The 25723-nt window shown below is 65.4% G+C and carries 21 protein-coding genes and 3 pseudogenes; 18 read left to right on the forward strand and 6 right to left on the reverse strand.

Features of this window, described 5'->3' with window-relative positions; genetic code table 11:
* Window positions 1-122 precede the first annotated feature (122 nt).
* From DDA93_RS16895 to DDA93_RS14625, 12 genes and pseudogenes are all read left to right on the forward strand, one after another.
* Complete coding sequence (locus tag DDA93_RS16895) at window positions 123-1484, forward strand: hypothetical protein (RefSeq protein WP_243400658.1); 1362 nt, start codon at window positions 123-125, stop codon at window positions 1482-1484.
* A pseudogene (locus DDA93_RS14575) lies at window positions 1477-2492 on the forward strand (HAD-IIA family hydrolase). The gene DDA93_RS16895 and the pseudogene DDA93_RS14575 overlap by 8 nt, the downstream one beginning before the upstream one ends.
* Complete coding sequence (locus DDA93_RS14580; protein ID WP_133185558.1) at window positions 2492-2803, forward strand: hypothetical protein; 312 nt, start codon at window positions 2492-2494, stop codon at window positions 2801-2803. Before DDA93_RS14575 ends, DDA93_RS14580 begins: the two are co-directional and overlap by 1 nt.
* Window positions 2790-3662, forward strand: coding sequence for a TlyA family RNA methyltransferase (locus tag DDA93_RS14585; protein WP_024477073.1), 873 nt, complete (start codon window positions 2790-2792; stop codon window positions 3660-3662). The genes DDA93_RS14580 and DDA93_RS14585 overlap by 14 nt, the downstream gene beginning before the upstream one ends.
* Complete coding sequence (locus DDA93_RS14590; RefSeq protein WP_019483357.1) at window positions 3659-4585, forward strand: NAD kinase; 927 nt, start codon at window positions 3659-3661, stop codon at window positions 4583-4585. Before DDA93_RS14585 ends, DDA93_RS14590 begins: the two co-directional genes overlap by 4 nt.
* Window positions 4582-6308, forward strand: a pseudogene (recN, locus tag DDA93_RS14595) (DNA repair protein RecN). The gene DDA93_RS14590 and the pseudogene recN overlap by 4 nt, the downstream one beginning before the upstream one ends.
* Window positions 6302-8005, forward strand: a complete 1704-nt coding sequence (locus tag DDA93_RS14600) for a CTP synthase (RefSeq protein WP_019483359.1) — start codon at window positions 6302-6304, stop codon at window positions 8003-8005. The pseudogene recN and the gene DDA93_RS14600 overlap by 7 nt, the downstream one beginning before the upstream one ends.
* A gap of 1 nt (window position 8006) precedes the next feature.
* On the forward strand, window positions 8007-8708 hold the full coding sequence (locus DDA93_RS14605) for an NUDIX hydrolase (RefSeq protein ID WP_050994977.1): 702 nt from the start codon (window positions 8007-8009) through the stop codon (window positions 8706-8708).
* Window positions 8709-8710: 2 nt separating this feature from the next.
* A complete protein-coding gene (gene xerD, locus DDA93_RS14610; RefSeq protein WP_024477075.1) occupies window positions 8711-9685 on the forward strand; it encodes a site-specific tyrosine recombinase XerD in 975 nt (324 codons plus the stop codon).
* Between the two features lie 79 nt (window positions 9686-9764).
* Window positions 9765-10271 (forward strand): sigma-70 family RNA polymerase sigma factor, encoded by a 507-nt coding sequence (locus tag DDA93_RS14615; protein ID WP_116779171.1) that lies wholly within the window; start codon window positions 9765-9767, stop codon window positions 10269-10271.
* A 1-nt stretch (window position 10272) separates the two neighbouring features.
* Window positions 10273-11532 carry a hypothetical protein gene (locus tag DDA93_RS14620; RefSeq protein ID WP_116779172.1) on the forward strand — a complete coding sequence of 420 codons (1260 nt, stop codon included), beginning with the start codon at window positions 10273-10275 and terminating at the stop codon, window positions 11530-11532.
* A 101-nt stretch (window positions 11533-11633) separates the two neighbouring features.
* Window positions 11634-12110 carry an NUDIX domain-containing protein gene (locus DDA93_RS14625; RefSeq protein ID WP_116779173.1) on the forward strand — a complete coding sequence of 159 codons (477 nt, stop codon included), beginning with the start codon at window positions 11634-11636 and terminating at the stop codon, window positions 12108-12110.
* Between the two features lie 127 nt (window positions 12111-12237).
* Here DDA93_RS14625 and DDA93_RS14630 read toward each other — a convergent pair whose 3' ends face one another.
* The 4 genes from DDA93_RS14630 to DDA93_RS14645 are packed head-to-tail and all read right to left on the reverse strand — an operon-like array spanning window position 12238 to window position 16548.
* Entirely contained in the window at window positions 12238-13386 is a 1149-nt protein-coding gene (locus DDA93_RS14630) for a bifunctional 2-methylcitrate synthase/citrate synthase (RefSeq protein WP_024476470.1), read from the reverse strand.
* Entirely contained in the window at window positions 13383-14336 is a 954-nt protein-coding gene (prpB, locus tag DDA93_RS14635; protein WP_024476471.1) for a methylisocitrate lyase, read from the reverse strand. Before prpB ends, DDA93_RS14630 begins: the two co-directional genes overlap by 4 nt.
* On the reverse strand, window positions 14337-15872 hold the full coding sequence (locus DDA93_RS14640) for an MmgE/PrpD family protein (RefSeq protein ID WP_116779174.1): 1536 nt from the start codon (window positions 15870-15872) through the stop codon (window positions 14337-14339).
* Window positions 15865-16548, reverse strand: a complete 684-nt coding sequence (locus DDA93_RS14645; protein ID WP_024476473.1) for a GntR family transcriptional regulator — start codon at window positions 16546-16548, stop codon at window positions 15865-15867. Before DDA93_RS14645 ends, DDA93_RS14640 begins: the two co-directional genes overlap by 8 nt.
* A gap of 185 nt (window positions 16549-16733) precedes the next feature.
* Between DDA93_RS14645 and DDA93_RS14650 the strand changes: the two genes are divergently transcribed.
* Entirely contained in the window at window positions 16734-18725 is a 1992-nt protein-coding gene (locus DDA93_RS14650) for an AMP-binding protein (RefSeq protein ID WP_024476474.1), read from the forward strand.
* Here the strand turns inward: DDA93_RS14650 and DDA93_RS14655 are convergent.
* Both DDA93_RS14655 and DDA93_RS14660 read right to left on the reverse strand, forming a co-directional pair.
* On the reverse strand, window positions 18718-19407 hold the full coding sequence (locus tag DDA93_RS14655; protein ID WP_024476475.1) for a response regulator: 690 nt from the start codon (window positions 19405-19407) through the stop codon (window positions 18718-18720). The genes DDA93_RS14650 and DDA93_RS14655 overlap by 8 nt on opposite strands.
* Window positions 19400-21040, reverse strand: coding sequence for a sensor histidine kinase (locus DDA93_RS14660; RefSeq protein ID WP_024476476.1), 1641 nt, complete (start codon window positions 21038-21040; stop codon window positions 19400-19402). Before DDA93_RS14660 ends, DDA93_RS14655 begins: the two co-directional genes overlap by 8 nt.
* A 120-nt stretch (window positions 21041-21160) precedes the next feature.
* On the opposite strand from DDA93_RS14660, the gene DDA93_RS14665 reads away from it, so the two are divergent.
* The 5 genes and pseudogenes from DDA93_RS14665 to DDA93_RS16225 form a co-directional block, all read left to right on the forward strand.
* A complete protein-coding gene (locus DDA93_RS14665) occupies window positions 21161-22594 on the forward strand; it encodes a C4-dicarboxylate transporter DctA (protein WP_019483379.1) in 1434 nt (477 codons plus the stop codon).
* 341 nt (window positions 22595-22935) lie between these two features.
* Window positions 22936-23814 (forward strand): AAA family ATPase, encoded by an 879-nt coding sequence (locus tag DDA93_RS14670; RefSeq protein ID WP_116779175.1) that lies wholly within the window; start codon window positions 22936-22938, stop codon window positions 23812-23814.
* A gap of 144 nt (window positions 23815-23958) precedes the next feature.
* A complete protein-coding gene (locus DDA93_RS14675) occupies window positions 23959-24864 on the forward strand; it encodes a ScpA family protein (RefSeq protein ID WP_051317655.1) in 906 nt (301 codons plus the stop codon).
* A complete protein-coding gene (locus DDA93_RS14680) occupies window positions 24861-25511 on the forward strand; it encodes an SMC-Scp complex subunit ScpB (protein WP_116779176.1) in 651 nt (216 codons plus the stop codon). The genes DDA93_RS14675 and DDA93_RS14680 overlap by 4 nt, the downstream gene beginning before the upstream one ends.
* A gap of 24 nt (window positions 25512-25535) precedes the next feature.
* Window positions 25536-25723 (forward strand): annotated as a pseudogene (locus DDA93_RS16225) (hypothetical protein); the annotation flags it as partial.

Raw genomic sequence — 25723 nt, forward strand, 5'->3', positions numbered from 1 at the left:
CCTGATGCAGGCCCTACAATGGGTAGGGCGGCGAAGCATGCCACCCACACAGATTCATAGAGAAACCGAACGGAAACCGCACCAGTGCCGGCTCCGTTTGTAATGAGAGGAACCGCGTAGCCATGGCCGACCAAGACCGCAATCACGGAGCGGACCGGGCAGACCGACGGCCCGATCGATCAGGTACCCAGGGCGGCCGGTCGGTTGGCAAGCAGAGCGACGCCCCCCGGAGCTCGGCCTCCCGCGATGATAGGGCGGGTGGGTATCGGGGAGCACGTCCGAACACCGGCGGGTCATCAGCCGGCCGCGGTGCCAGCCAGGGCAGGGGCAGCGGTCCACGTGACGAAAACCGTGGCGGCTCCGAGCGCGCCGAGAGTGGGAAGCGTTCCTTCAACGCCCGGGACCTCCGCAGCGCCAACCGTCCAGACCGCGAACGGTCCCCAAATATCGATGAGGATGTCACTGGCGCTGAACTGGATCGGGTGACCCGGGCGCAGATCCGCAACCTTGAAGAAAAGAGCGCCGAGTGGGTGGCCCGCCACCTCGTGATGGCGGGCCGTCTGCTTGAGGATGAGCCCGAACTGGCATTCCAGCACGCCCTGGCGGCCAGCCGCCGCGGTGGCAGGCTCGCCGTCGTGCGTGAAGCAGTGGGCCTGACCGCCTACGCTGCCGGACACTACGGTGAGGCGCTCCGTGAGTTCCGCACCTATCGCCGGATCAGCGGTTCGAACGACCACCTTCCGGTCATGGCCGACTGTGAACGTGGGCTGGGCCGCCCCGACCGCGCCCTTGATCTTGCTCAATCAGAGGAGGCCGAAGGGCTGAGTTCTGCGGGCAAGGTGGAACTGGCCATGGTGGTCTCCGGGGCTCGCTCAGACCTGTTGCAGCACGATGCCGCGGTCGCCGCACTGGAAATCAGCCAGCTCGACCGCAACCGTGCGTTCAGCTACAGCCCACGGCTGTTTCGCGCCTACGCTGAGGCCTTGGCGGCGGTTGGCCGTACCGCCGAAGCAGAGCAGTGGCGCCGTCAGGCCGGGATCGCCGACAGCGCTCTGGGGTTGGGCGAGTTCGCCGAGCCGGACATCGTTGATCTCGGCGGTGACGATGAGGAGGTCCCCGATGCCTCGGCCGCCCGTCGGCGGGTTGCTTCGGCTCCCACCGGCAGTCCCGGGACCACCTCGCTGACTGAACGCCGGCCGGGAACAGGCGACGCCCCCGCAGCCGACAGTGAGCCGGACACCGTCACTGGGTCGGACGCCGTCACTGAGTCGGAGGACGAACCGCGTCTCGAAGCGAAGTCGGCCGGTCAGGAAGCGGCGGAAGCGGCAGCCGCCCAGCAGTCCGTGGAAACGCCGGGCGCCCCCGACGACGTCCCGGAGGAGGAGGTGCGCCGCGCACCTGCCACCTGGCGTTCACTCAACCGGCCCGCTCCAATTCGCACCAGCCCCGAAGGCGGGCAGGACACCGAAAGGCACCATGACTGAGGCTTCCCTGATCTCGTCCTACGATGCACTCTTAGCCGATCTGGATGGTGTCGTCTACGCGGGACCCAACGCCATTCCTGGTGCGGTGGAGTCCCTGGAACGTTTGGCGGACATCGAAGTCGCCCTCGCCTACATCACCAACAACGCGTCCCGGTCAGCCGAACAGGTTGCAGCACACCTGCGCGAGCTGGGTGCTCCGGCGACGGCGGCCCAGGTGTTCGGGTCGGCGTTTGCCGGGGCTGAGCTCCTGGCCACACTGGTGCCCGCCGGGTCGACCGTCCTGGTCACCGGCAGCCAGACCCTGGTCGACCAGGTCAAGGCGCAGGGTTTGGTCCCAGTCACCTCCGCTGAGCCAACTCCTGATGCAGTCATTCAGGGCTTCGACCCCAACCTGGGGTGGAAGGATCTGGCTGAGACTGCCTACGCGGTGGCGGGTGGTGCGGTGTGGTAGCAACCAACACGGACCTGTCCATTCCGCAGCTCCGCGGAATCGCCCCCGGCAACGGGTCGCTGGTCGCGGCGGTCACCGCCGCCACCGGTAGCACCCCCGCGGTCGCCGGCAAACCCGAAGCGGCGTTGTTCACCACTGCCGCCAAGCACCTCGGTGTCTCTCGCCCACTGGTGGTTGGAGACCGGCTCGATACCGACATTCTGGGCGGAAACCGTGCCCGGATGGACACTGCCCTGGTGCTCACCGGCGTCGACACGGTGCGGACGGCGCTGGCGGCTGTCGCCGGTCAGCGTCCCAAGTACCTCCTGGCCGACCTTGAGGGCCTCTACGAGCCGTACCCGGAAATCAGCCACAGCGACGGCGTGTACCGGTGCGGGGCGTCGTCGGCGATGGTCGACGACGGAACGGTCCACCTGACCGGGGACCTGGCGAACCTCGACACCTGGCGTGCCGCCTGCAGCGCCTGGTGGAGCGCTAATCCTGACCCTGCGACCGCCGCACTGCCCGCCCTGCAGTCCGCGGGCAGCCCGGTTCTCGCCGATTCCGCAGGTCGCTGATGACTGGCGCTGCCCCGAGTGTGCCGTCACCTGAAGACAGCGTGGATCACGCTGCAATAGATGACGCCGCAATAGACGACGCCGCAATAGACGACGCTGAAATAGACCATGCCGCAACGGTTGGCGAGGGCCCGGACTTTCCCCGCAGGGCGGAGACCAGCGGGGACACCAGCGTGGATGGGCTGACCGCTCATCTGGCCGACATCCCGGGCCTCCCCATTGACGACCACAACCGCCTGTACACGGGGCTCCATGACGGCCTGCTTGCCGAGCTCAACGCCGATCCGCCCAAAGCCCATGACGCGCCTTGACCAGGCTCTGGTGGCCCGAGGGCTGGCACGGTCCAGGTCGCACGCCGCCCAGCTCATCGCCGCCGGCCGGGTGCGCCGCGCCGGCGTCATCCAGGCCAAGGCCGCCAGTAAGGTCCAGGATTTTGAGGAGCTGGCAGTCGACGACGGCGGTGCCCCCGACTTCGTGAGCCGTGCCGGGGTGAAACTTGACGGGGCGCTGCGGTCTTTCACCGGGGTCGCTGTGGAGGGGAAACGGTGCCTCGACGCTGGCGCCTCCACGGGCGGCTTCACCGAGGTGCTCCTGCGCGCTGGCGCCTCCCGTGTGGCAGCCGTCGACGTCGGGCACGGCCAGCTCGTTGCGGACCTGCGCCGGGACCCACGGGTCGACGTCGTCGAGGGGCTAAACGTGCGTCAACTGGAGCCCGACGCCATCGGAGGCCAGGTCGATCTGACGGTCGCGGACCTGTCCTTCATTTCCCTCACCCTGGTGCTGCTCCCACTCGCCCGGGCCACCAAACCCGGCGGTGACATGGTGCTGCTCATCAAACCCCAGTTCGAAGTGGGCAAGGGAAAACTGAACTCCAGCGGGGTGGTGGCAACCGAACCGGAACGGCGCCGCGCCGTCGGGCAGGTGATCGGGAGGGCCCTGGCCCACGGACTGACCGTGTCGGGGCTGATTCGCAGTCAACTACCGGGTCAGGACGGAAATGTTGAGTTCTTTGTGTGGATAACAGTGCCGACCGGCCCGTTGGTGCCTAGGATCGAAGGGGAGCTTGATCGCATGACCCGGCAGGTGCTGGACTCCAGCACTGCTTTTACTGATGCCCGGCTAGTTACCGGCACGCCAGACGGCGCACGGGATACGACGGAGCTTCAATGACACGACGGATACTGGTCCTTGCCCACACCGGGCGGCACGACGCGATGGCGGCTGCCCAGGAAGCCTGCACGCAGCTGCACCAGTCAGGGTTGGTCCCCGTCATGCGGGATGAGGAACTGAAGGACATCCAGGACGAGTACGGGGTGCTCACCGCGCCCACCGAAACCCTAGGCGTCGACGTCGGACTCGACGAGGTTGAGCTGGGGATGGTCCTGGGCGGCGATGGGACCATTCTCCGCGCCGCAGAACTGGTCCGCGGCTCCGAGGTCCCCCTTCTCGGCGTCAACCTCGGGCACGTCGGGTTCCTCGCCGAAAGTGAACGGGCCGACCTCACCGAGACGGTGCGCCGGGTGGTGGACCGTGATTACACCGTCGAAGAGCGGATGACCATCGACGTCCAGGTGTGGCGCGGTGACGTCCTCGCAGCCCAGACCTGGGCGCTGAACGAGGCGGCCGTCGAGAAGGCCAGCCGCGAACGGATGATCGAGGTGGTGATGGAGGTTGATGGGCGACCCCTCAGCTCGTTCGGGTGTGACGGTGTGGTGATGGCAACACCCACGGGGTCGACCGCCTACGCCTTCTCCTCCGGCGGACCCGTGGTCTGGCCCGAGGTGGAAGCCCTGCTGATGGCGCCGATCAGTGCCCACGCCCTCTTCACCAAACCACTGGTGATCGCGCCGACGTCGGTCCTCGCCGTGGAGATCCTCACCCGCACCGACGCGGCGGGCGTCCTGTGGTGCGACGGGCGGCGCACCGTCGACCTGCCGCCCGGCGCCCGGGTGGAAGTCCGCCGTGCAGCTACCCCGGTCCGGTTGGCTCGCACCCAACTCACCCCCTTCTCCGAGCGACTCGTGAAGAAGTTCTCGCTCCCCACCCAGGGCTGGCGTGGCCCGACCAGTCATGCAGGAGGTACCGGCCAGTGATCGAAGAAATCCGCATCCGCGACCTTGGCGTCATCACCGATGCCACACTGCACCTGGGCGGCGGTTTCACCGTAGTGACCGGTGAAACCGGTGCCGGCAAGACGATGGTGATCACCGCTCTGGGGCTGCTGCTCGGCGCGCGGGCCGACGCCGGTGCCGTACGTCTCGGAGCGAAAGCCGCTTCGGCCGAGGCGGTCCTCCGGATCGCCCCGCACAGCACCGCCGCACTGCGTGCCGCGGAAGCGGGCGGGGAATTGGACGAGTCGGAGGGCTCGGCTGAGCTGATCGTCGCACGCACTGTCAATGGTGATGGACGGAGTCGCGCGTACGTCGGCGGCAGGTCAGCCCCGGCGGGGGTGCTCGCTGAGCTGGGATCGGCGCTGGTGGTAGTCCACGGCCAGTCCGATCAGCTACGCCTGAAAACCACTGCGGCCCAGCGGGAAGCGCTGGACAAATTCGCGGGGGCCCCACTGGCTGAGGTGCTGGGACGCTATCAGGTGAGTTACCGTCGCCTGCAGGAGGCGGCCGCCGAGCTGGAGCAACTCCTGACCGACTCGCGGGAGCGGGTCAGGGAGGCCGAATCACTGCAGGCCGCGCTCGAGGAAATTGACGCCGTCGCACCGCAGCCGGGTGAGGATGACAACCTGAAGGCGGAGTCCATCCGTCTGGGCCACGTCGAGGAGCTTCGGACCGCGGCGTTCAAAGCCCACCAGGCGCTCGTCTCGGGTGAATTCGCCGACGACCAGGACGCCACAGTGCTCGTGGATGCCGCCAAACGCCAACTGGAATCGGCGGGGGACCATGACCCAGCCCTGGCCGCGCTGGCTGGGCGACTCGCCGAAGTGGGCTACATCCTCACCGATATTTCAACCGAACTGTCGGGCTATAGCGCCTCCCTCGACAGCGACGGACCCGGCCGGCTGGCCGAAGTCGAATCGCGACGGGCCGAACTGGCCGTCCTCATCCGCAAGTACGCGCCCAGCATCGACGAGGTGCTTGACTGGGCTGCGGCCGGGCAGCTCCGGCTCGGTGAGCTAGGCGACGACTCCACCCGGATCGAGGCGCTGGGGAAGGAGATTGCCGCCCTTGAGCAGACGGTGGGTGCGCAGGCCGAGGAACTCACCGCCCTGCGCACCGTCGCCGCCGCCACGCTCGCAGAGCGGGTCACCGACGAACTGTCGGCACTCGCCATGGCGGCGGCCAGCCTGGTCATCGACGTGACGGCAGGGGAGCGCACCCTGTTCGGCGCCGACTCGATCGCGTTCCTGCTACAGCCACACCCCGGCTCGCCGCGCGGCCGCTGGGGAAGGGCGCGTCGGGCGGTGAACTCTCCCGGGTGATGCTCGCAATCGAAGTGGTGCTGGCCGCCGTCGACCCCGTACCGACCTTCGTGTTCGACGAGGTGGACGCGGGAGTGGGCGGCAAAGCGGCGGTGGAAATCGGGCGACGACTCGCCATGCTCGCCGAACACGTCCAGGTGATTGTGGTCACCCATCTGCCCCAGGTGGCGGCGTTCGCGTCCCAACACATCAGGGTGACCAAGAACGTGTCGGCGACCGCCGCCGGCGACGGTGTCACGGCCAGCGACGTCGAAGTCCTGCCCGAAGCGGAGCGGGTGCGGGAGCTGGCACGCATGCTTGCCGGGCAGGAGGAGTCGGCGTCGGCCCAGGCACACGCCGAGGAACTGCTCGCAGACGCAGCGCGGACCGCCTCGAAGTGCTAGGCTCGAACTCCGTGGTGCAATCAACAAATTCCCGGTTCCAGAAGTCCGCCAAGACTACCAAGCACGTCTTCGTGACGGGTGGCGTAGCCTCCTCCCTCGGGAAGGGACTCACCGCTTCAAGCCTCGGTCATCTTCTCCGTGCGCGTGGCTTATCAGTCACGATGCAGAAGCTCGACCCGTATCTCAACGTGGACCCGGGCACCATGAACCCGTTCCAGCACGGCGAGGTCTTCGTGACCGACGACGGCGCTGAAACGGACCTCGACATCGGCCACTACGAGCGTTTCCTCGATGAAAGCCTTGACGGCTCGGCGAACGTCACGACCGGCCAGATCTACTCGACGGTCATCGCCAAGGAACGCCGCGGCGAATACCTCGGCGACACCGTCCAGGTCATCCCGCACATCACCGACGAGATCAAGCGCCGGATGCGGTTGCCTTCCGAACCCGTCGAAGCCAAGAAGGCGCCCGACGTCATCATCACCGAGATCGGTGGCACCGTCGGCGACATTGAGTCGCAGCCGTTCCTTGAGGCTGCCCGCCAGGTACGCCAGGACATTGGCCGCAACAACGTGTTCTTCCTGCACGTCTCCCTGGTGCCCTACATCGGCCCCTCCCAGGAACTGAAAACGAAGCCAACCCAGCACTCGGTGGCGATGCTCCGATCCATCGGCATCCAGCCGGATGCCATCGTGATCCGCTCGGACCGCGAAATTCCGGACGCCATGCGGGAAAAGATCGGTCGCATGTGCGACGTCGACGTCGACGCCGTCGTCAATGCCGCCGACGCCGCGAGCATCTACGACATTCCGAAGACCCTGCACGCACAGGGCCTCGACGCGTACATTGTGCAGGCCCTTGACCTGAAGTTCAAGGACGTCAACTGGACCAAGTGGAACAAACTTCTCGACGCCGTCCACCACCCCAAACACACCGTCGAAATTGCCCTGGTGGGCAAGTACATCGACCTGCCGGACGCCTACCTGTCGGTGACTGAGGCGCTGCGCGCTGGCGGTTTCGCCAACAAGTCCAAGGTGATCATCCGCTGGGTGCCCTCGGACGACTGCGACACCCCCGAAGGAGCGGCGCAGGCCCTCGACGGAGCCGACGCCATCTGCGTGCCGGGCGGCTTCGGTATCCGCGGCCTCGAAGGCAAACTCGGTGCCCTCAAGTACGCCCGAGAAAACTCGGTCCCCACGCTGGGACTCTGCCTCGGGTTGCAGTGCATGGTCATCGAATACGCCCGCAACGTGGTGGGCCTTGAGGGCGCATCCTCGAGTGAGTTTGATCCCGACACCGAGTTCCCGGTCATCGCGACCATGGCCGAGCAGTTGCACATTGTCGACGGCGACGGCGACATGGGCGGCACCATGCGCCTGGGCCTGTGGGAGGCGAAGCTCGACGAAGGTTCAGTGGTGGCCCGCACCTACGGGAAGACCACCGTCAGCGAACGCCACCGCCACCGCTACGAGGTCAACAATGACTTCCGTGAGCAGATCTCGGCCGCCGGCATGGTGTTCTCCGGAACGTCCCCCGACGGCAAGCTGGTCGAGTTTGTTGAACTGCCAAAGAGCGTCCACCCGTACTATGTGGCCACCCAGGCGCACCCCGAGCTGAGCTCACGCCCCACCCGGCCGCACCCGCTGTTCGCCGGACTGGTAAAGGCCGCACTGCTCCGCCGCGGGGTCAAGGCCTAGCATGAGCCAGGGGGCGGACGTGGACGAATCGGCGCAGCCGCTGGGTGACCAGCAGAGCCCCCGGCGTTTGCTGGACTCCACGGTGGTCTACGAGGGCAGGATCTGGAACGTCGTCAGCGACACGTTCTCCCTCACCGATGACGGCCACGGCGAACCGCTGGTGCGCGACTATATCGAGCATCCCGGTGCTGTGGCGGTATTGGCCCTGAACGACGCCGGGCAGGTGCTGTTGATCAACCAGTACCGCCACCCGGTGCGGATGACGCTCTGGGAAATCCCGGCGGGCCTGCTCGATGTTCCTGATGAGGACTTTGTGGCGGCTGCAGCGCGGGAGCTCGCCGAGGAGGCGGACCTCACTGCTGAGCGGTGGAACGTCCTGACCGACCTGTTCCTGTCTCCCGGGTCCTCCAGTGAAGCGTTGCGCATCTATCTGGCGCGGGGCGTCGCGGAGATCCACCCTGATGCGCGCCACGAACGCACCCACGAGGAAGCCGAAATTGAGCTGGCGTGGGTTGACCTGGATGAGGCAGTCGCCGCCGTCCTGGCCGGGAGGATCCACAGCCCTTCGGCAATCGCAGCGATTCTCGCCGCGTCAGTGGCACGGAACTCCGGCTACGAACAGCTGCGACCCGCCGACGAGCCCTGGCCTGAGCACTCCAGCCAGCACCACACCTGGCCCAACGGATCGGTCCTGAAGGGCTGACGATGGCGGTTCCTGCAACGAGGACCGCAGTGGACGAGCTGCGGGAGACCGGCCCCGGACGGCTCATGAGCGAATACCTTCAGCACATGGCAGTGGAGCGTGGCCTGTCGGTCAACACCCTTGCCGCGTACCGGCGTGACCTGTTGAGGTATCACCGGTTTCTGGCGGCCCGTTCAGTCACCGACGTGCAGCGGATCACCCGGCATGACATCTCGGCGTTCGCGCAGGCCCTGTCCACCGGTTCTGATGGCCTCGCCCCGTTGAGTCCGCGGTCCGCCGCGCGCACCGTGGTCGCGGTCCGTGGCCTGCACCGGTTCTGGGCCCTGGAGGGCATCTGTACCGCTGATCCCGCCCACGACATTCACCCTCCCATCGCCGGTAAGCGGCTCCCGAAAGCCATCTCGGTCGATGAGGTGACCCGCATCCTCGAGGCCGTGAACACGGACACCCCGGGTGGACAGCGGGACCGGGCGCTGCTGGAATTCCTGTACTCCACCGGCTCCCGGATCAGTGAGGCGGTCGGGCTCGACGTCGACGACGTGTCGGTGGATGCGGCTCTGGAGGGCCCCGCCGTCGTCCGCTTGTTCGGCAAGGGGTCCAAGGAGCGGATGGTGCCGTTGGGGTCGTACGCGGCGAAGGCCATTGACTCCTACCTGGTCCGGGCCCGGCCAGCCCTGTCCGCCAACGGTCGGGGTAACCCGGCACTGTTCCTGAACCTGCGCGGTGGGCGACTGAGCCGGCAGAGTGCGTGGACCATCCTGAAGTCGGCGGCCGAGAAAGCCGGTGTGACCCGCGAGGTGTCGCCGCACACCCTGCGGCACTCCTTCGCGACCCACTTGCTGGAAGGCGGCGCTGATGTGCGGGTGGTGCAGGAGCTGCTCGGCCACGCCTCGGTCACCACCACCCAGGTGTACACCCTGGTTACTGCGGATACCCTCCGCGAGGTATATGCTGCTGCGCATCCACGCGCTCTCTGATCCGCGGAGTCGATGTAACCTCAGCGAGCCAGCTGGAAACTAACTGTGCATGAACAGGTTACTCACTTCAGGGGGGCCAATGTTGCAGCATGACGAAGGTTTTTTTGCCGCAATCCACAGAGAGCATCGCCCGCGCGTTTTCAACTACATTCACCGCAGGGTCAACAGCCGTGAAGCCGCTGATGAGCTGACCAACGACGTCTTCCGCGTCGCCTGGCAACGCAACCCGGACCCTGCAGATCTGACCATCGCGTGGCTGCTGGCCGTCGCCCACCACCTGATTGGCAACGAGTACCGACGGCGTGAGCGCTCCGAGCAGCTGATGCAACGGATTCGTTCCACGGCGGTGCTGCAATCGAGGACCGCGCAAAGCGCCCAGCAGCACACGGTGGCCGAGGCACTCCTCGGGCTGCGGGACAGGGAACGGGAAATCCTGCTGCTCGCCTACTGGGATGACCTGAGCTTGGCGGATATCGCCCAGGTACTGGCCTGCAGCCCATCCGCCGCAAAAGTTCGCCTGCACCGGGCACGCAAAGCGTTCGCCGCCCAGCTGCCCACCGCATTGATGGCCGAGGGAGTTGCCTGAAATGGACCGCATCGAAAACCTGATCCGGGGACTGGACCCGGTCCGTGCTGAGGGCCGGGCGAATGGAGCTGCCGATTCCCAGCCGGCTTCGGAAGCGGACGAAGACGCCGGGGTGTTCAGCGACGACCGCCCAGTGGTGGTGCCGCTGGCGCGGCGGCGAACCGTCGTCCTCGTGCTTGCCGGTGCCGCTGCGGCAGCGGCTGTGGCCGGCGCGATCGTGGTGGGCAGCTCCATGGGTGTCCAGGGTCCGTTGCCGGCGGGCACCACTGATCCGGAGCCCGCCCCGAAGCCGACGACGGTGGGCGAGGGCACCGCCGATCCCGCCCCTGAGCCGACGGCCGTGCCCACCGGGCCTCCCGCCGACGTCGGGTGCCAGCCACAAGATGTTGACCGGCTGATGGAACAGGGCAGCGACTTCGCCTCCTACACCCCGTGGACCACGAATCCCCAGTACTACCCGGTGATCGGGTGTACCGACGAGTGGATGTCGATGGAGCTGACCGAGGAAGGGTACGCGGTCGAGGGCAAGGACGGGGGCAACGCCTGGTTCTACATCGCCCAGCGCGTCAACGGCCAATGGGTCATTGACCTCGACACCTACGGCGCGATTCTCCGGTGGGAGTTCCTCATGGAGGACCCCAACGGGACACCCCAGGAACTGATGGACCAGCGATTCATCGAGGCGGGCATCCCGGTGGAACTGCGGGAAGAGCTGGTCGGAGCCGGTCCCACCGCTGATGAACTGGTGCGGGGCCTTGACGCACCGGAGCTGGGCCTGTCCTACAGGATTCCGCTGGGCTGGGGGATTGTTGACGTGGCTGATGGGTACAACCTTGTCGACACCACGGGGAACGTTGTTTCCACGCTTATGCGGTCACGGGAGTCGGGAATTGGCGGGGCATGCTCCGAGCCCCCGGTGCCGTGGCGGGAAGTGCGGTCCGTTCCGGTGTCGATCGATACCCCGAGCGGGCCGGTGAGCGCCAGATTTGCGGTGCGGGTGTTTGAGGGGAAGCAGCTGGTCGGGGCGAGTGGGCTGGTGTTGTCCACCGACCCCACCTCGGGCGAGGGGTGCATGGTCTACAACGCCATCTCGACTCCGGCGGTTGGGCTGCTGTCGCTGACGAGTGAGTTTCGGCTGTCGCCCCATGAGGAAGGCAACGGGACGGTCTTCGAATCGATAGCTGATGCGGAGGCCTACGCCGGGTCGGCTGAATTCGACGCCCTGGCAGGCATTGCCGATTCGATAATCATCACCGACTAGTCACCCCTTAGACCGGTGAGTTCGGTCTGGCGACTCAGGTCCGCCCTGAGTCGCCAGACCTCACGGTTCGGTGGCGGTTGAGGCGGCTACACTTGGGCCTCATGAGCCCCCGCCCCGTCGTTTTGTGCTTCCTGTTCCGTGACACGGAATCGGGTAGCGAAGTACTGCTCGGGCTCAAGAAGACGGGGTTCGGCGCCGGGCGGATTGTTACCCTCGGCGGGGGAGTCGAACCCGGCGAAACCGCGCCCCAGGCAGCGGTACGGGAAGTTGCGGAGGAATCCGGCGTTGTCGTCGGCGTGGCCCAACTGACCCAGCTGGGGCGGATCCGTTGGCGGTTCCCAGCCCAGCCGGCCGCCGACATGGACGCAGCGATCTTCACCGCCGTCGAGTGGACCGGAACTCCGCAGCCCACCGCCGAGGTGGACCCCGCCTGGTATCCCGTCGATGACCTGCCGTGGGATGGCATGTGGGACGACGCACGGCACTGGCTGGGGTCGGTGATCGCCGGCGAACAACTGGACGTGCTCGTCACCCTCAACCCGGACAACAAGACGGTCCGCAGCGCAATCTTCGCCTAGACAGTACGGATCGAGTCAACCCAGAACTGGTCGGGCCAACCCATAAGGGTCGAGTCAACGGAAATGACGGGTTCTCCAAGGAAAACCCGCCATTTCTGTTGACTCGATCCAATACAAGGGAGGGAGGCTAGGGGACCTGACGCTGCTCCGGACCGTTATAGGCGCTGAGCGGGCGGATCAGGGAGTTGGCGGCGGTCTGCTCCATGATGTGGGCGGTCCAACCGGTGATCCGGGCGGCGATGAACAGCGGCGTGAACATCTCGGTATCGAAGCCCATCAGGTGGTACGTGGGGCCGGCCGGATAGTCGAGGTTGGGCTTGATGCTCTTCGCCTCCTCCATCGCGGATTCCAGCCCGCTGTACAGGCCGAGCAGCTCCGGCCGGCCGAAGTGCTCGATCATCCGATCCAGGGCACCCTTCATGGTGGGCACCCGTGAGTCGCCGTTCTTGTAAACCCGGTGGCCGAAGCCCATCACCTTCTTCTTCTGGGCGAGAGCATCCTCCATCCAGGCCTTGGCGCGGGCGGCTGCCTCTTCCCGGGACTCGTCGGTGCGGATGCCGATCTCCTCGAACGTGTGCATCACTGCTTCGTTCGCGCCACCGTGCAGGGGGCCCTTCAGTGCACCGATGGCCCCGGTCACCGCCGAATGAAGGTCAGCCAGGGTGGACGTGATGACCCGGGCGGTGAAGGTTGAGGCGTTGAAGGAGTGCTCGGCGTATAGCACCATCGACACGTTGAACGCCTCGACGACCTCCGGGGCAGCTTCCTCACCGAAGGTCATCCAGAGGAAGTTCGCCGAATAGTCAAAATCGTCCCGCGGGGCGACGATCTCCTGACCACGACGACGGCGCTGGTCGTAGGCGACGACGGCGGGGAACGCTGCGAAGAGTTCCATCGCCTTCTCGAGGTTGGCCTCGGGGGAGGAATCCGATGCCTTGGGGTGGTTGGCGCCGAGCACCGACACGGCGGTGCGGGCGACGTCCATCGGGTGGCACGAGGTGGACAGCAGATCAATCGCTGCCTTCACATTGTCGGCCAGCGCACGGTGGCTACGCTCGAACGCAGTGAATTCGGCCAGCTGGTCCTTCGACGGAAGCTCGCCATGCCACATCAGGTAGGCAACCTCCTCGAAGCTGCACCTTGCGGCCAGCTCCTGCACCGGATACCCGCGGTAGAGCAACGAGTTGGTGTCGGAATTGACCATCGAGATAGCCGTGGTGTCGACGGTGACTCCGGCCAGGCCTTTGTAGATCTGCGTTTCTGTCGTTTCTGTCATGGGGACTCCTGTTCAACGGCGGAAGGGGCCTGCTGCGTCGTGTGCTCCGGTGAACCGGGCACCTGAAAATTGAAAACCGAGGTGTCAAAACGGTTGTACGCCTCGTAGTCCACGAGCTCGTACAGACGCGCCCTGGTCTGCATGGCACCGACGGCCCCCTGCTGGGTGCCGTCGGCCTTGATGATTTCCAGCGTACGCTCCGCGGCGCCCATTGCACTACGCAGCAGGGTGACGGGATAGATCACCATGTTGACTCCCGCCGAGGCGAGCTGGTCCAGTGTGAACAACTCGCTCTTCCCGAACTCGGTCATATTGGCGAGGATGGGGACGTCGACGGCGTCGCGGATGGCCTGGAATTCGGTCAGGTCCCGCATCGCCTCGGGGAAGATCGCGTCGGCACCGGCGTCCACCAGCGCTTTGGCACGGTCCTTGGCTGCCTGAAGGCTATCGGTGCCGCGGATGTCGGTCCGCGCCATGATCAGGAAGTTCGGGTCACGGCGGGCGTCGGCGGCCGCCCGGATGCGTTTGGTGGCCGTGTCCAGATCCACCACGTTCTTGCCATCCAGATGCCCACACCGTTTGGGGTTGAACTGGTCCTCAATGTGGCAACCGGCCAGGCCGGCGTTTTCAAGTTCCTGGATGCTCCGCGCCACGTTCATTGGCTCACCGAAGCCGGTGTCGGCGTCGACAATTGATGGCAGGTCGGTCATTCGGGCGATCTGCCCGGCGCGGGTGGCGACCTCGGTGAGCGTCGTCAGGCCAATATCCGGTAGGCCGAGATCGTTGGCGAGGACCGCGCCGGAGATATAGACGCCGTCGAACCCCTTGTCCTCAATCAGCCGTGCCGACAGGGGATTGAATGCACCGGGGAACTGCTGGATCCGGCCCGAGGCGAGACCCTCCCGGAACGCGATGCGCTTCTGCTCGGGGGTGATGGCTGAGTACAACATTTAGAACAGTCCCTTCGGGGCGGTGTCGGGGTCAATGATGCCGGCAGCGGCGACGAGGTTGAGCTGGTCCAGTTCGCCTGCCGCGAGCTCCGGCAACCGCTCGACGACGGCGAGGAACCGGTCGATCTCTGCCTCGTCGACAATCCGGTGGCCGTCCTGGCCCGCGGCCAGGGTGCGTAGCTTGTTGATGTACTGCTCCCGGGCGAATGGCCGGGCGCCGAGGGGGTGCGCGTCGGCGACGGCCAGCTCGTCGGTGAGGACCGTGCCGTCGGTCAGGGTGATCTCCACCCGGCCGCCGAAGGCCTTCTCGCTGATGTCGAGCGAATGGTAACGCCGGGTCCACTCCGGGTCCTCCAGCGTAGTGACCTTCTGCCAAAGTGCCACGGTGTCGGCCCTGCCAGCCCGCTCCGGGGTGTAGGAATCGACGTGGTGCCAGGAGCCGTCCTGCAATGCGACCGTGAAGATGTAGGGGATCGAATGGTCGAGGGTCTCGCGTGACGCGGTGGGATCGTACTTCTGCGGGTCGTTTGCACCGGACCCGATCACGTTGTGGGTGTGGTGCGAGGTGTGGATGACGATCGACTGCACCTGCTCGGGATCGGCGGCCTCCGGGTGGGCCGCATGGAGCTTGCGGGCGAGGTCGATCAGGGCCTGCGCCTGGTACTCGGCCGAGTGCTCCTTGGTGTAGGTGTCAAGAATGGCCCGCTTGGCTTCGCCGGCCGCCGGTAGCGGAACCTCGTACCTGCCGTCCGGGCCATCCAGCAGCCACGCAATGAACCCGTCTTCGCCCTCGTAGATCGGGGTGGGGGAGGTCTGGCCGCGCATCGCCCGGTCCGCTGACTCCACCGCCATCTTCCCGGCGAAGGCCGGAGCATGGGCCTTCCAGGTGGAAATCTCGCCCTTCCGGGATTGACGGGTGGCAGTGGTGGTGTGCAGGGCCTGGCCGATGGACTGGAAAATGGTTTCGACGTCGAGCTCCAACAACGTGCCGATCCCAGCAACCGCCGACGGGCCGAGGTGCGCCACGTGGTCAATCTTGTGCTTGTGGAGGCAGATGGCCTTCACCAGGTCCACCTGAATCTCGTAGCCGGTGGTGATCGCGCGCAGCAGGTCCCGCCCTGATCGCCCGGTGTGCTGGGCAACGGCGAGGATTGGCGGAATGTTGTCGCCAGGGTGGGAGTAGTCGGCGGCCAGGAACGTGTCGTGGTAATCCAGTTCCCGAACGGCGACGCCGTTGGCCCAGGCAGCCCACTCGGGGGACGTCTTCTCCTGGATGCCGAAGATGGTGGCGCCGGCACCGTTCGACGACGCCGGGTGGCTGGTGGCCTGGGCGCGGGCGGCGACCACTGGGGCGCGCGTGAACGAGGCGACGGCCACCGAGGCGTTATCGATGATGCGGTTGATCACCATGTCGGCGACGTCGGCGTCGACCTCCACCGGATCGGCAGCGACCAACGCCAGCCGGTAGGCGAGCTGCTCCTCGCGGGGGAGGTTTTCGTCGCTGCGGTGGGTGCGGACCAGATGATGTTCAACCATTGAGGTGAGCCTTTCGGGATGGGGCGAATCCGGCGTCGAAGCTAAGTTTCGACGCCAGTAGGTGGGCAAGACTGTTGTGCAGGTGGATCTTGGTGGCGGCTATCGCCAGATCGGTGTTGCCACCGGCGATTGACCGGGCGATCTGCGCATGCTCGGCAGCTGAGGCGAGCAGCCGTTCGCTGTTGTCTTTGGCGAGGCGCCTGATACGCACAAGTTGCGCGCGGAGTTGGCCCTGCGCCTGGCGGAGGAATTGGTTGTCCGCGGCGTCGTCGACGGCGACGTCCAGTTCCGAGACCAGGGCATAGTAATCGCGCCGGTCGGGGTCGGCACCGGCGATGAGGCTGGACGCGGCCTCGAAGCGCTGCGCCAGAGCGGTGAAGACGTGGGGGTCCCGGTGCACCGCGGCCAGCTCTGCGGCCTTGCAATCCAGAGCCAGGCGCACGTCGAACAGCTGGGTCATTTTCGCCAGGGAAATATCGGTGACGACGACGCCGCGTCCGGTCTGGGCGGCGGTCAAGCCTTCCGCGCTGAGCCGGGCGAGTGCTTCCCGCAGGGGGGTTCGTGAGACTCCGAGCCGGGCCGACTGCTCAACTTCGGCGAGTACTGTCCCGGGGATCAGACGCCATTCGACAATGTCGGACTTTAATGCGGCGTAGGCCCTGTCGCTGGCTCGCATTGATCCTCCTGCCGACGCTGGCCTGTACCGGTGACGGTGTTCACTAGTACTGCCAATGTATACAAGGAGGACCAGTACCGCAAGATATCAGCCGAAAAAATGGACAATTCCGCATTCTCTGTATACACGGCGCGGGCTTGCTCAGTAGGATGACACCACAACACACTGACGTGGAGGAGAGCTCAATGAGCCAGGACTATCGCACGCTGTATCGCCAAAGCCTTGAGGCACCCGACGAGTTCTGGCTGGAAGCGGCTCAGGCGGTGACCTGGACGCGGCCACCGACCACCGCAGTAGACAGCACACACGCGCCACTTCACCGGTGGTTTCCCGACGGAGGGCTGAACACCTCCTACAACGCCCTGGACCGGCACATCGAGGCCGGGCGGGGCGACGCCACGGCCCTGATCTACGATTCGGCGATGCTTGGCCTGGCGCGGGAATACACCTACACCGAATTGCGCGATGAGGTGGCACGCTTTGCCGGGGTGCTGCGCTCGCAGGGAGTGGCCAAGGGGGACCGGGTGGTTATCTACCTGCCCATGGTGCCGGAAGCGGTGATCGCGATGCTTGCCACCGCACGCCTCGGGGCGATCCACTCGGTGGTCTTCGGTGGTTTTGCCGCGAAGGAACTCGCCTCACGGATCCAGGATGCCCGGCCCACCGTCGTCGTGACGGCGTCTGGTGGTCTGGAGCCCCGCGGGCCCATCGAGTACCTCCCGTCAGTGCACCAGGCTCTCGACCTCAGCGACCACCGGGTGGCCACGGTGATCGTGAAATCCCGTGATGGGTTCCTCCACCAAGCGTCCGAGTACGGTTCGACGTCGGACGGTTCGACGTCGGACGGTTCGACGTCGAAGACTCGGGGATCGGAGCCTCCGTCGTCGGGCACCCGGGGATCGGAGACGGTCTGGCTGGACTGGGATACCGCGCAGGCCACCGCCGACCCAGCCGACCCGGTCCCCGTCCTCGCGACTGACCCGCTCTACATCCTGTACACGTCGGGAACCACCGGGTCCCCCAAGGGCGTGGTGAGGGACAACGGCGGCCACGCCGTCGCCCTGGCCTGGTCGATCACGAACATATTCGGTGTCGGCCCGGGTGATGTGATGTTGACGGCATCGGATGTGGGCTGGGTGGTGGGTCATTCATTCATCGTCTACGCGCCGCTGCTCGTGGGGGCGACCACGGTCCTGTACGAGGGGAAACCGGTCGGCACGCCCGATGCTGGCGCGTTCTGGCGGCTGATCGACGAGCACCGGATCAACGTCATGTTCACCGCGCCGACGGCGTTGCGTGCGGTGCGGAAGGTTGATCCGGAGGCGGCGCTGCTGCAGCACTACGACACCTCGAGCCTGCGGTTGCTGTTCTGCGCCGGCGAGCGGCTCGACATCGACACCTACCACTGGGCCGGAACGACTCTCGGTGTGCCAGTGATCGACAACTGGTGGCAAACCGAGACGGGCTGGCCCATCTGTGCGAACCCGCGGGGAATCGAGGAACTTCCCATCAAGCCAGGCTCGCCGACCTTGCCGCAGCCCGGGTATGACCTGAGGATTCTCGACGGCGACGGCCAGGAGGTGCCCGCCGAGACCGAGGGCAACATTGCGTTGAAACTGCCGCTGCCTCCCGGGACGCTGCCCACCCTGTGGGGGAGCGACGAACGGTTCATCAGCTCATATCTCAGCGCTTTCGACGGCTACTACGTTACGGGCGACTCCGGCTACCTCGACGACGACGGCTATGTCTTCGTCATGGGCCGCACCGACGACATCATCAACGTGGCGGGGCACCGGCTTTCCACCGGGGCTATCGAGCAGGTGCTGGCTCAGCATCCAGCTGTTGCCGAATGCGCCGTCATCGGGTTGGCCGACGCATTGAAAGGGCAGCGTGCCAGCGGCTATGTGGTGCTCAAAGCCGGGACCAACATCAGCGCGGAGACGCTTCAACAGGAACTGGTGGACCTGGTCAGGAACCAGATCGGCCCAGTAGCCGACTTCAAGCAGGCTGTGGTGGTGGATGGCCTGCCGAAGACGAGGTCCGGGAAAATCCTCCGCAAGACCATGCGTCAGATCGCTGCCGGCGAGGATTACGTAGTGCCCTCCACCATCGAGGATCAAAGTGTGCTGGATGCCATGAAGCCGGTGCTGCAACCCAGGGGTGCGGGATCTAGCTGATCCAGGAGTATTCGAACTCGGGCCGCCCTCGGGTGCCGTACCGCGGGACGCGGCGGGCGGACTCCTGGTCGGCCAGATACTCCAGGTAGCGGCGGGCGGTGACCCGGGACAGCGCCAGATCTGCCGCGACCTCCACCGCCGAGACAGCGGTCCCACCCCGCTTGAGCATCAGGATCACACCCTTGAGCGTCTCGTGGGACAGACCCTTCGGCAGGCTCCCCTGTGCGGGCGGGCGGAGCGCGGCCAGCGCGTTGTCCACCTCTGACTGGGTGGTGGAGGACGCCTGCGCTACCAGCTTGTCACGGAATGAACGGTAGTTGGTCAGCTTGTCGCTGAACGCTGAATAGGTGAACGGTTTGATGAGGTACTGGACGATCCCGGAGGAGATGGCCGACCTGACAATGTGCAGTTCACGGACGGCGGTGATGGCAACGACGTCAGTGGGCAGGCCAGCTCCGCGGATCCTTCGAATAATGTCCAGGCCGTGAGTGTCGGGCAGGTTCATGTCCAGCAGCACCAGGTCCACCCGTTCGGCACCGGGGCCCAGGAATCCCATCGCCTCTGACCCGTTGTGGGCCACCCCCACCAGGCTGAATCCCTCCAGCCGCCTGACGTATTCGGCGTGGGCTTCGGCGGTGATGGTGTCGTCTTCAATCACCAGGACCCTGATGTCCTCAGACATGGGTACCTCCAGGGAGTGGAGTCGGTGAGGTAGTGGTCGGGTCGAGGGGCAGCAGGACTGTGAAACGGGCGCCATCGTCGTTCGCCACCGAAATGGCCCCGCCGAGCCGCTGCACCGCCTGCCGCACCAGTGCCAGCCCCAGTCCGCGCCCCGGGCCGCCTGCCACCTCGGTTTCTTTGGTGCTGAACCCCAGGGTGAAGGCGTCAGTGCCAGCGGCCGTCAGTCCGCTCCCACTATCGCGCACCGCGAGCTCCAGGTTGTCGCCCCGGCGTTCGAGGGTGAGACTCACCTTGCGTCCGAGGGAGTCGGCAGCGGCGTCGAATGCGTTGTCCAGCAGGTTCCCAATGATGGTCACCAGTGCGCTCGGATCCAGGTGCGAGGTTTCGATGGAGCCGTCGACGGCGATCGCCAGCTCGATCCCTCGCTCGTTGGCCTGGGCCGACTTGCCCACCAGGAGCGCAGTGATGAACGGCTCGTCAATGGCGCCGAGGACGTCGTCGGTGAGCTGCTGCGAGTGGGTCAGGTCCCGGGTGGCAAAGTCCAGGGCCTCTGCACGGCGGTCCAGTTCGATCAGCGACACGATGGTATGCAAACGGTTGGCGTGTTCGTGGGTTTGGGCACGAAGGGCGTCGGTGAGGGTACGCATGGTCTGCAGCTCACCGGTCAGCGATTCGATCTCCGTGTGGTCCCGCAGCGTGGTGACGGTGCCCAGGGGTTTGGCCCCGGAGGCCCGCGTGCCCCCGCCGGGTACCGCCGCTTCCTGGTTGACGACGAGGATCCGGTCGGTGGTGACGTGAAATTCATCGATCGCCTGCCGCCCGGTGGTCAGCAGTTCGACGAGCGACGGCGGGAGGTCCAGCCCGGCGGCAGCCGTCGGTTGCCCGGCCCTGGCGGGCGGCAGCCCGAGGAGGTGGGCCGCCTGGTCGTTGTAGAGCACCAGTTCACCGCGGGGGTTGGTGAGGACCAGACCCTCGCGGACGGAGTGCAGCACCGAGTCGTAAAACACGAACATGTGGGAGAGCTGGTCCGTCCCCAGTCCCAGGGTCGCCCGACGTAGGTGGCGACTGAGCAGGAAGGACACTGCAGCGCCAGCCGTTACAGCGCCAGCGGCGATCAGAAAGAGGAGCGGCAGCTGAGCGTTCCGGGCAATCGTGACCGTGTCCACGGTGACACCGGCCGCCACCATGGCGACCACCTCGCCGTCGCCGTCGGTCACCGGCATAATGGCCCGCACCGAGGGACCCAGGGTGCCCGAGAACGTCTCGGTGTGCGAGCGGCCAGCGAGGGCCTGCTCCACAGAGCCGATGTAGCGGCTGCCGATCTCCTCGGGATTGCGGTGGGTGAACCGGGTGCGGTCGGGGGCCATGATGGTGATGAAATCGACGCCGAGATCGTCCATCACCTCGATCGCATACGGCTGAAGTGCCGCACTGGGGTCGGCCAGTTCGAGCGAGGCGCTGACAAAAGGGTCGTCGGCGAAAGTGGTGGCGATCGCCAACATGCGGTCAGCCGAGGTCTCGTAGGTGTTCTGCTCCGCATCCAGATACAGCACCCAGGAGATTGCAGCGGTCAGGGCCAACACAAACACCAGTTGTCCGGCGAAGAACTGCCGCGCCAGGCTCCATTTCCTCACCGTTTCAACGGCTCCCTTCAATTGATGCTGCGAACAGTATGAACGCAATGGTGATTCAGATCACTGTACGCCCGAGCATGGAACAGACAGCTTTGAATCATTCACCGAAGGAGTATGGCTATGGCGCCATCAAAATCCACCGCAGGCCAGCCACCCGTGCCGGCACAGGGGAAACCCAAGAAGCGGGTAGACAAGACCCATTTCCTCTACATTGCAGTGATTGCGGCGGTGATCCTCGGCGCCATTCTCGGCCTGATGGCTCCGGAATTCGCGAAAAGCCTCAAGCCCATCGGTGCTGGCTTTATCGGCCTGATCAAGATGATGATCGCTCCAATTATCTTCTGCACCATTGTGCTGGGTATCGGGTCCATCGCCAAAGCCGCGACGGTCGGCAAGGTCGGTGGCCTGGCTCTTGGCTACTTCATGCTGATGTCCACCTTCGCCTTGGCCATCGGCCTGGTTGTCGGCAACATCGTCCAGCCCGGTGAAGGCCTTGACCTTTCCGGCGCCACTTACGACGCCGGTGACCCCGCAGAGGCGACCGGCACCACCGACTTCCTGCTGGGCATCATCCCGGTCACGCTGCTCGCTTCCCTGACCGGAACCAGCATCCTACAGACCCTCTTCGTTGCGCTTTTGGTCGGTTTCGCCCTGCAGGGGATGGGGTCCGCTGGCAAGCCAATCCTCCGCGGTATCGGTCACATCCAGGCACTCGTCTTCCGCATCCTCATCATGGTGATGTGGCTGGCCCCGATCGGCGCGTTCGGCGCAATTGCCGCCGTCGTCGGTGAAACCGGCGTCCAGGCGATCGTCAGCATGTTCACACTGATGGCTGCGTTCTACGTGACCTGCATCCTCTTCATTGTGGTGATCCTGGGCGGCTTGCTGAAGCTCGTCACCGGCGTCAGTATCTTCAAGCTGATGAAGTACCTCGGCCGTGAATACCTGCTGATCTTCTCCACCTCGTCCTCCGAGGCAGCACTGCCACGCCTGATCGCCAAAATGGAACACCTGGGCGTCTCCAAGCCAGTTGTGGGCGTCACCGTTCCCACCGGCTACTCCTTCAACCTTGACGGCACAGCGATTTACCTGACTATGGCGTCATTGTTTGTTGCGTCCGCTCTCGGTACCCCGCTGGCTCTCGGCGAGCAGATCTCGCTGCTGATCTTCATGATCATCGCCTCCAAGGGTGCAGCGGGTGTGACGGGTGCAGGCTTGGCCACGCTCGCCGGTGGCCTGCAGTCGCACCGTCCGGACCTGGTGGACGGCGTTGGCCTGATCGTCGGCATCGACCGGTTCATGTCCGAGGCCCGCGCGCTGACCAACTTCACCGGAAACGCCGTCGCCACCGTGCTGATCGGTAAGTGGACCAATGAGATCGACCGGGTCCGTGTTGACGAGGTCCTGTCCGGTAGCCTGCCGTTCGACGAAGCGACGATGACGTCCAACCACCTGGGCGACGACGTCGAAGACGGCTCAGCTGTCACCACCGATAAGGCAGTCGACAACCTTCGTGATCGCGACGACGACCGTCGGGTTGTCGCTGCCCGTTAGGCTCACAGTCCCTGTAGAACCTGAATAGGCCTCTTCCCGATTGGGGAGGGGCCTATTCTGCTGTTCGTCGGACGCAGCGGGTGGTGCGCAGCGAACTGTCCCACTGACCGGCCCCGATGACTGGAATGGCGGATTCAAGTGGTCGACGTCGGCCGGTGGGCTAGTGTAAAACCGGTTCCAGGACCAGGCTCCGATGAAGCTTGAACCTCAAGTTGAAACTAAAGGCTCGCGGGCGGTGCCGACGGATTTACCGGTCGGAATGCAGCCCCGGTTGTAACGTTGTGGGCAGGTAAGCAAGCAATACTTTCAGCACACCGATTAACGGAAGCGTGGATACATACGTGAGTAGTGAACAGGGTTCCACAACTCTGAAGGACGCCGAGATTGGGCCCACAGGTCGCCCGGTTACGGTGTTCCCCGAACCACCGGTCCTGTCCTCCCACGGACCGGCCCGCGTGATAGCCATGGTGAACCAAAAGGGTGGCGTCGGCAAGACCACCTCCACCATCAACCTGGGTGCGGCGCTCGCCGAGGCGGGCCGACGCGTGCTCCTGGTGGATTTCGATCCCCAGGGTGCGCTGTCCGCAGGCCTCGGCACCAACCCGCACGAGCTGGACGTCACCGTCTACAACGTGCTGATGGACCGCAAGGTGCAGATCCAGGACGCCATCCAGACCACCGCGTTCGAGAACGTCGACCTGTTGCCCGCCAACATCGACCTGTCGGCCGCTGAAGTGCAGCTGGTCAATGAGGTGGCCCGGGAACAGGTACTGGACCGTGCCCTCCGGAAGGTGTCGGATGATTACGACGTCATCCTGATCGACTGCCAGCCATCGCTCGGCCTGTTGACGGTCAACGCGCTCACCGCAGCGCACGGCGTGATCATTCCGCTGATTTGCGAGTTCTTCGCGCTGCGGGCTGTTGCGTTGCTGGTCGAAACGATCGAGAAGGTCCAGGACCGGCTGAACCCGCGCCTGCAGGTCGACGGCGTCCTGGCCACCATGTACGACGCCCGGACACTGCACAGCCGCGAAGTTATTGCACGCCTGGTCGAGGCCTTCGGCGACAAGGTGTTCGAGACCGTCATCAAGCGCACCATCAAGTTCGCCGACGCGACGGTCGCCGCGGAACCGATCACTTCGTACGCGGCCAACCACTCGGGAGCAGATTCCTACCGCCGACTCGCCAAGGAACTGATCGCGCGCGGCGGCGCCCCCTAACCATGCAGCGCGCCGCGCCCTTCTCCATGCAGTGCGCCGACGCTCGTGCGTGACGCCGAGCCCGACGTCGTCGTTCCCGACGGCGTTGTCCCTAACGGTGACGGCGGGGGCGCCTCGGAGGGGGGCCTGGCCGAGGGGAGCCAGATTGAGGGGAGCCAGATTGAGGGGAGCCAGGCCGGCGCGACTGCGCCGGAAACCGCCGGGTTCACCGTACGGCTCGAGAACTTCAGCGGACCGTTTGACCTGCTGTTGGGGCTTATCTCCAAACATGAGTTGGACATCACCGAAATAGCTCTCGCAACGGTCACCGATGAGTTCATCGGCTACATCAGGGCTTTCCAAGGCACCGACGCGGACTTCTCGCTCGACGAAGCCAGCGAGTTCCTCGTGATCGCCGCAACCCTGTTGGACCTCAAGGCTGCACGGCTGCTGCCCGCCGGTGAAGTCGAAGACGACGAGGATGTGGCCCTGCTCGAAGCCCGGGATCTGCTGTTTGCCCGGCTCCTGCAGTACAAGGCCTTCAAGGAAATCGCCCGGCAACTGGGGGAGCGGCTGGCCGAAGAAGGCAAACGGTTGCCGCGGGAGGTCAGCCTGGAACCACAATTCGCTGCGATGATGCCCGAGCTCACCTGGCGGACCACCCCGGAGCAGTTCGCTGCGCTGGCAGCCAAGGCACTTGAACCTCGCGAAGCAGCACCCACAAGGGTGGGCATTGAGCACCTCCACGGGTCAGCGGTAAGCGTTCGCGAACAGGCGGAGCTGCTGGGGGTTCGGCTCCGCGAAGGACACCCCTTATCGTTCAGGCAACTCACCCAGGATGCCGAGGACATGCTGACCGTCGTGGTCCGGTTCCTTGCCCTACTGGAAATGTTCCGTGACGCTGTGATTTCCTTTGACCAGGGAGCTCCGCTCGGAAACCTAACCGTTCGCTGGTCTGCAGGGGCGAAAGACTGGTCCCCGGCCTCAATCAGTGAGGAATACGACCATCCGGCACCGCCACCTCCAGCCCCGGCAGCCGTGGCACCGCTAACCGCTGAAGGATCACCGTGAAAGCCCAGGAACCTGACGCTGACGAAACCTTCTTTGACCCCTCGGGCGAACCGGGTGGGGTCAAAGCCGCGCTGGAAGCAGTGCTCATGGTGGTCGACGAGCCCGTCACCGAAATGCAGCTGGCCACCGCGCTCATGGTTCCCGTCCTCGAAGTCAGAGAGTTGCTGGTGGAACTCCAGCAGGAGTATGACGGCTATACTGGTCAGGGCCCGGAAGGGCACACCACCGATCCGGCGGTTTCACAGCCGCGTGGCTTTGAGCTACGCAGCGTCGCCGGAGGATGGCGGATTTTCTCGCGCAGCACGTTTGCGCCGGTAGTGGCGAAGTTCGTGCTCGAAGGACAAAGCGCCCGCCTGTCACAGGCAGCTTTGGAAACCCTCGCCGTCATCGCCTACCGGCAACCGGTGTCTCGGGCAAGAGTTTCAGGAATCCGCGGAGTGAACGTGGATTCGGTGGTACGCACCCTGGCGCTACGCGGTCTCATCGTCGAAGCGGCAACCGATCCTGAGACAGGCGCCATCCTGTACGGAACAACTCCGTACTTTCTGGAAAGATTGGGTATTGGCAGCGTTGCTGACCTACCTCAGCTTTCACCACATCTACCCGGGTTGGAAAATCTCGGTGACTTTGATGACACCACGTACTAAATACGCTAGCTAAAAGGACATTCAATGACACAGGCGCCACGTTCCGGCTCCGGACGCAACAACCCCAAACGCGACGAGGATGGCCCCCGCGAGGGTGCACCCCGCGGCGGGTCAGCACGCGGCGGTGCACCCCGCACCGGATCGGGGTCAGCGCGTGGCCGGTCGGCACGCGACGCTTTCGGTCGCGGCTCGGCTGCAGGGGCAGGGCGCGA

The organism is Arthrobacter sp. Bz4, assembly GCF_003075455.1.
Classification (GTDB): domain Bacteria; phylum Actinomycetota; class Actinomycetes; order Actinomycetales; family Micrococcaceae; genus Arthrobacter_D.

Excerpts from the sequence above, each read along its gene's own strand:
- DDA93_RS14615 (WP_116779171.1), top strand. The coding sequence starts at position 9,765 with ATGTTGCAGCATGACGAAGGTTTTTTTGCCGCAATCCACAGAGAGCAT.
- DDA93_RS14650 (WP_024476474.1), top strand. The coding sequence starts at position 16,734 with ATGAGCCAGGACTATCGCACGCTGTATCGCCAAAGCCTTGAGGCACCC.
- DDA93_RS14620 (WP_116779172.1), top strand. The coding sequence starts at position 10,273 with ATGGACCGCATCGAAAACCTGATCCGGGGACTGGACCCGGTCCGTGCT.
- xerD (WP_024477075.1), top strand. The coding sequence starts at position 8,711 with ATGGCGGTTCCTGCAACGAGGACCGCAGTGGACGAGCTGCGGGAGACC.
- prpB (WP_024476471.1), bottom strand. The coding sequence starts at position 14,336 with ATGTTGTACTCAGCCATCACCCCCGAGCAGAAGCGCATCGCGTTCCGG.
- DDA93_RS14605 (WP_050994977.1), top strand. The coding sequence starts at position 8,007 with ATGAGCCAGGGGGCGGACGTGGACGAATCGGCGCAGCCGCTGGGTGAC.
- DDA93_RS14665 (WP_019483379.1), top strand. The coding sequence starts at position 21,161 with ATGGCGCCATCAAAATCCACCGCAGGCCAGCCACCCGTGCCGGCACAG.
- DDA93_RS14625 (WP_116779173.1), top strand. The coding sequence starts at position 11,634 with ATGAGCCCCCGCCCCGTCGTTTTGTGCTTCCTGTTCCGTGACACGGAA.
- DDA93_RS14645 (WP_024476473.1), bottom strand. The coding sequence starts at position 16,548 with ATGCGAGCCAGCGACAGGGCCTACGCCGCATTAAAGTCCGACATTGTC.
- DDA93_RS14585 (WP_024477073.1), top strand. The coding sequence starts at position 2,790 with ATGACGCGCCTTGACCAGGCTCTGGTGGCCCGAGGGCTGGCACGGTCC.
- DDA93_RS14640 (WP_116779174.1), bottom strand. The coding sequence starts at position 15,872 with ATGGTTGAACATCATCTGGTCCGCACCCACCGCAGCGACGAAAACCTC.
- DDA93_RS14590 (WP_019483357.1), top strand. The coding sequence starts at position 3,659 with ATGACACGACGGATACTGGTCCTTGCCCACACCGGGCGGCACGACGCG.
- DDA93_RS16895 (WP_243400658.1), top strand. The coding sequence starts at position 123 with ATGGCCGACCAAGACCGCAATCACGGAGCGGACCGGGCAGACCGACGG.
- DDA93_RS14630 (WP_024476470.1), bottom strand. The coding sequence starts at position 13,386 with ATGACAGAAACGACAGAAACGCAGATCTACAAAGGCCTGGCCGGAGTC.
- DDA93_RS14580 (WP_133185558.1), top strand. The coding sequence starts at position 2,492 with ATGACTGGCGCTGCCCCGAGTGTGCCGTCACCTGAAGACAGCGTGGAT.
- DDA93_RS14655 (WP_024476475.1), bottom strand. The coding sequence starts at position 19,407 with ATGTCTGAGGACATCAGGGTCCTGGTGATTGAAGACGACACCATCACC.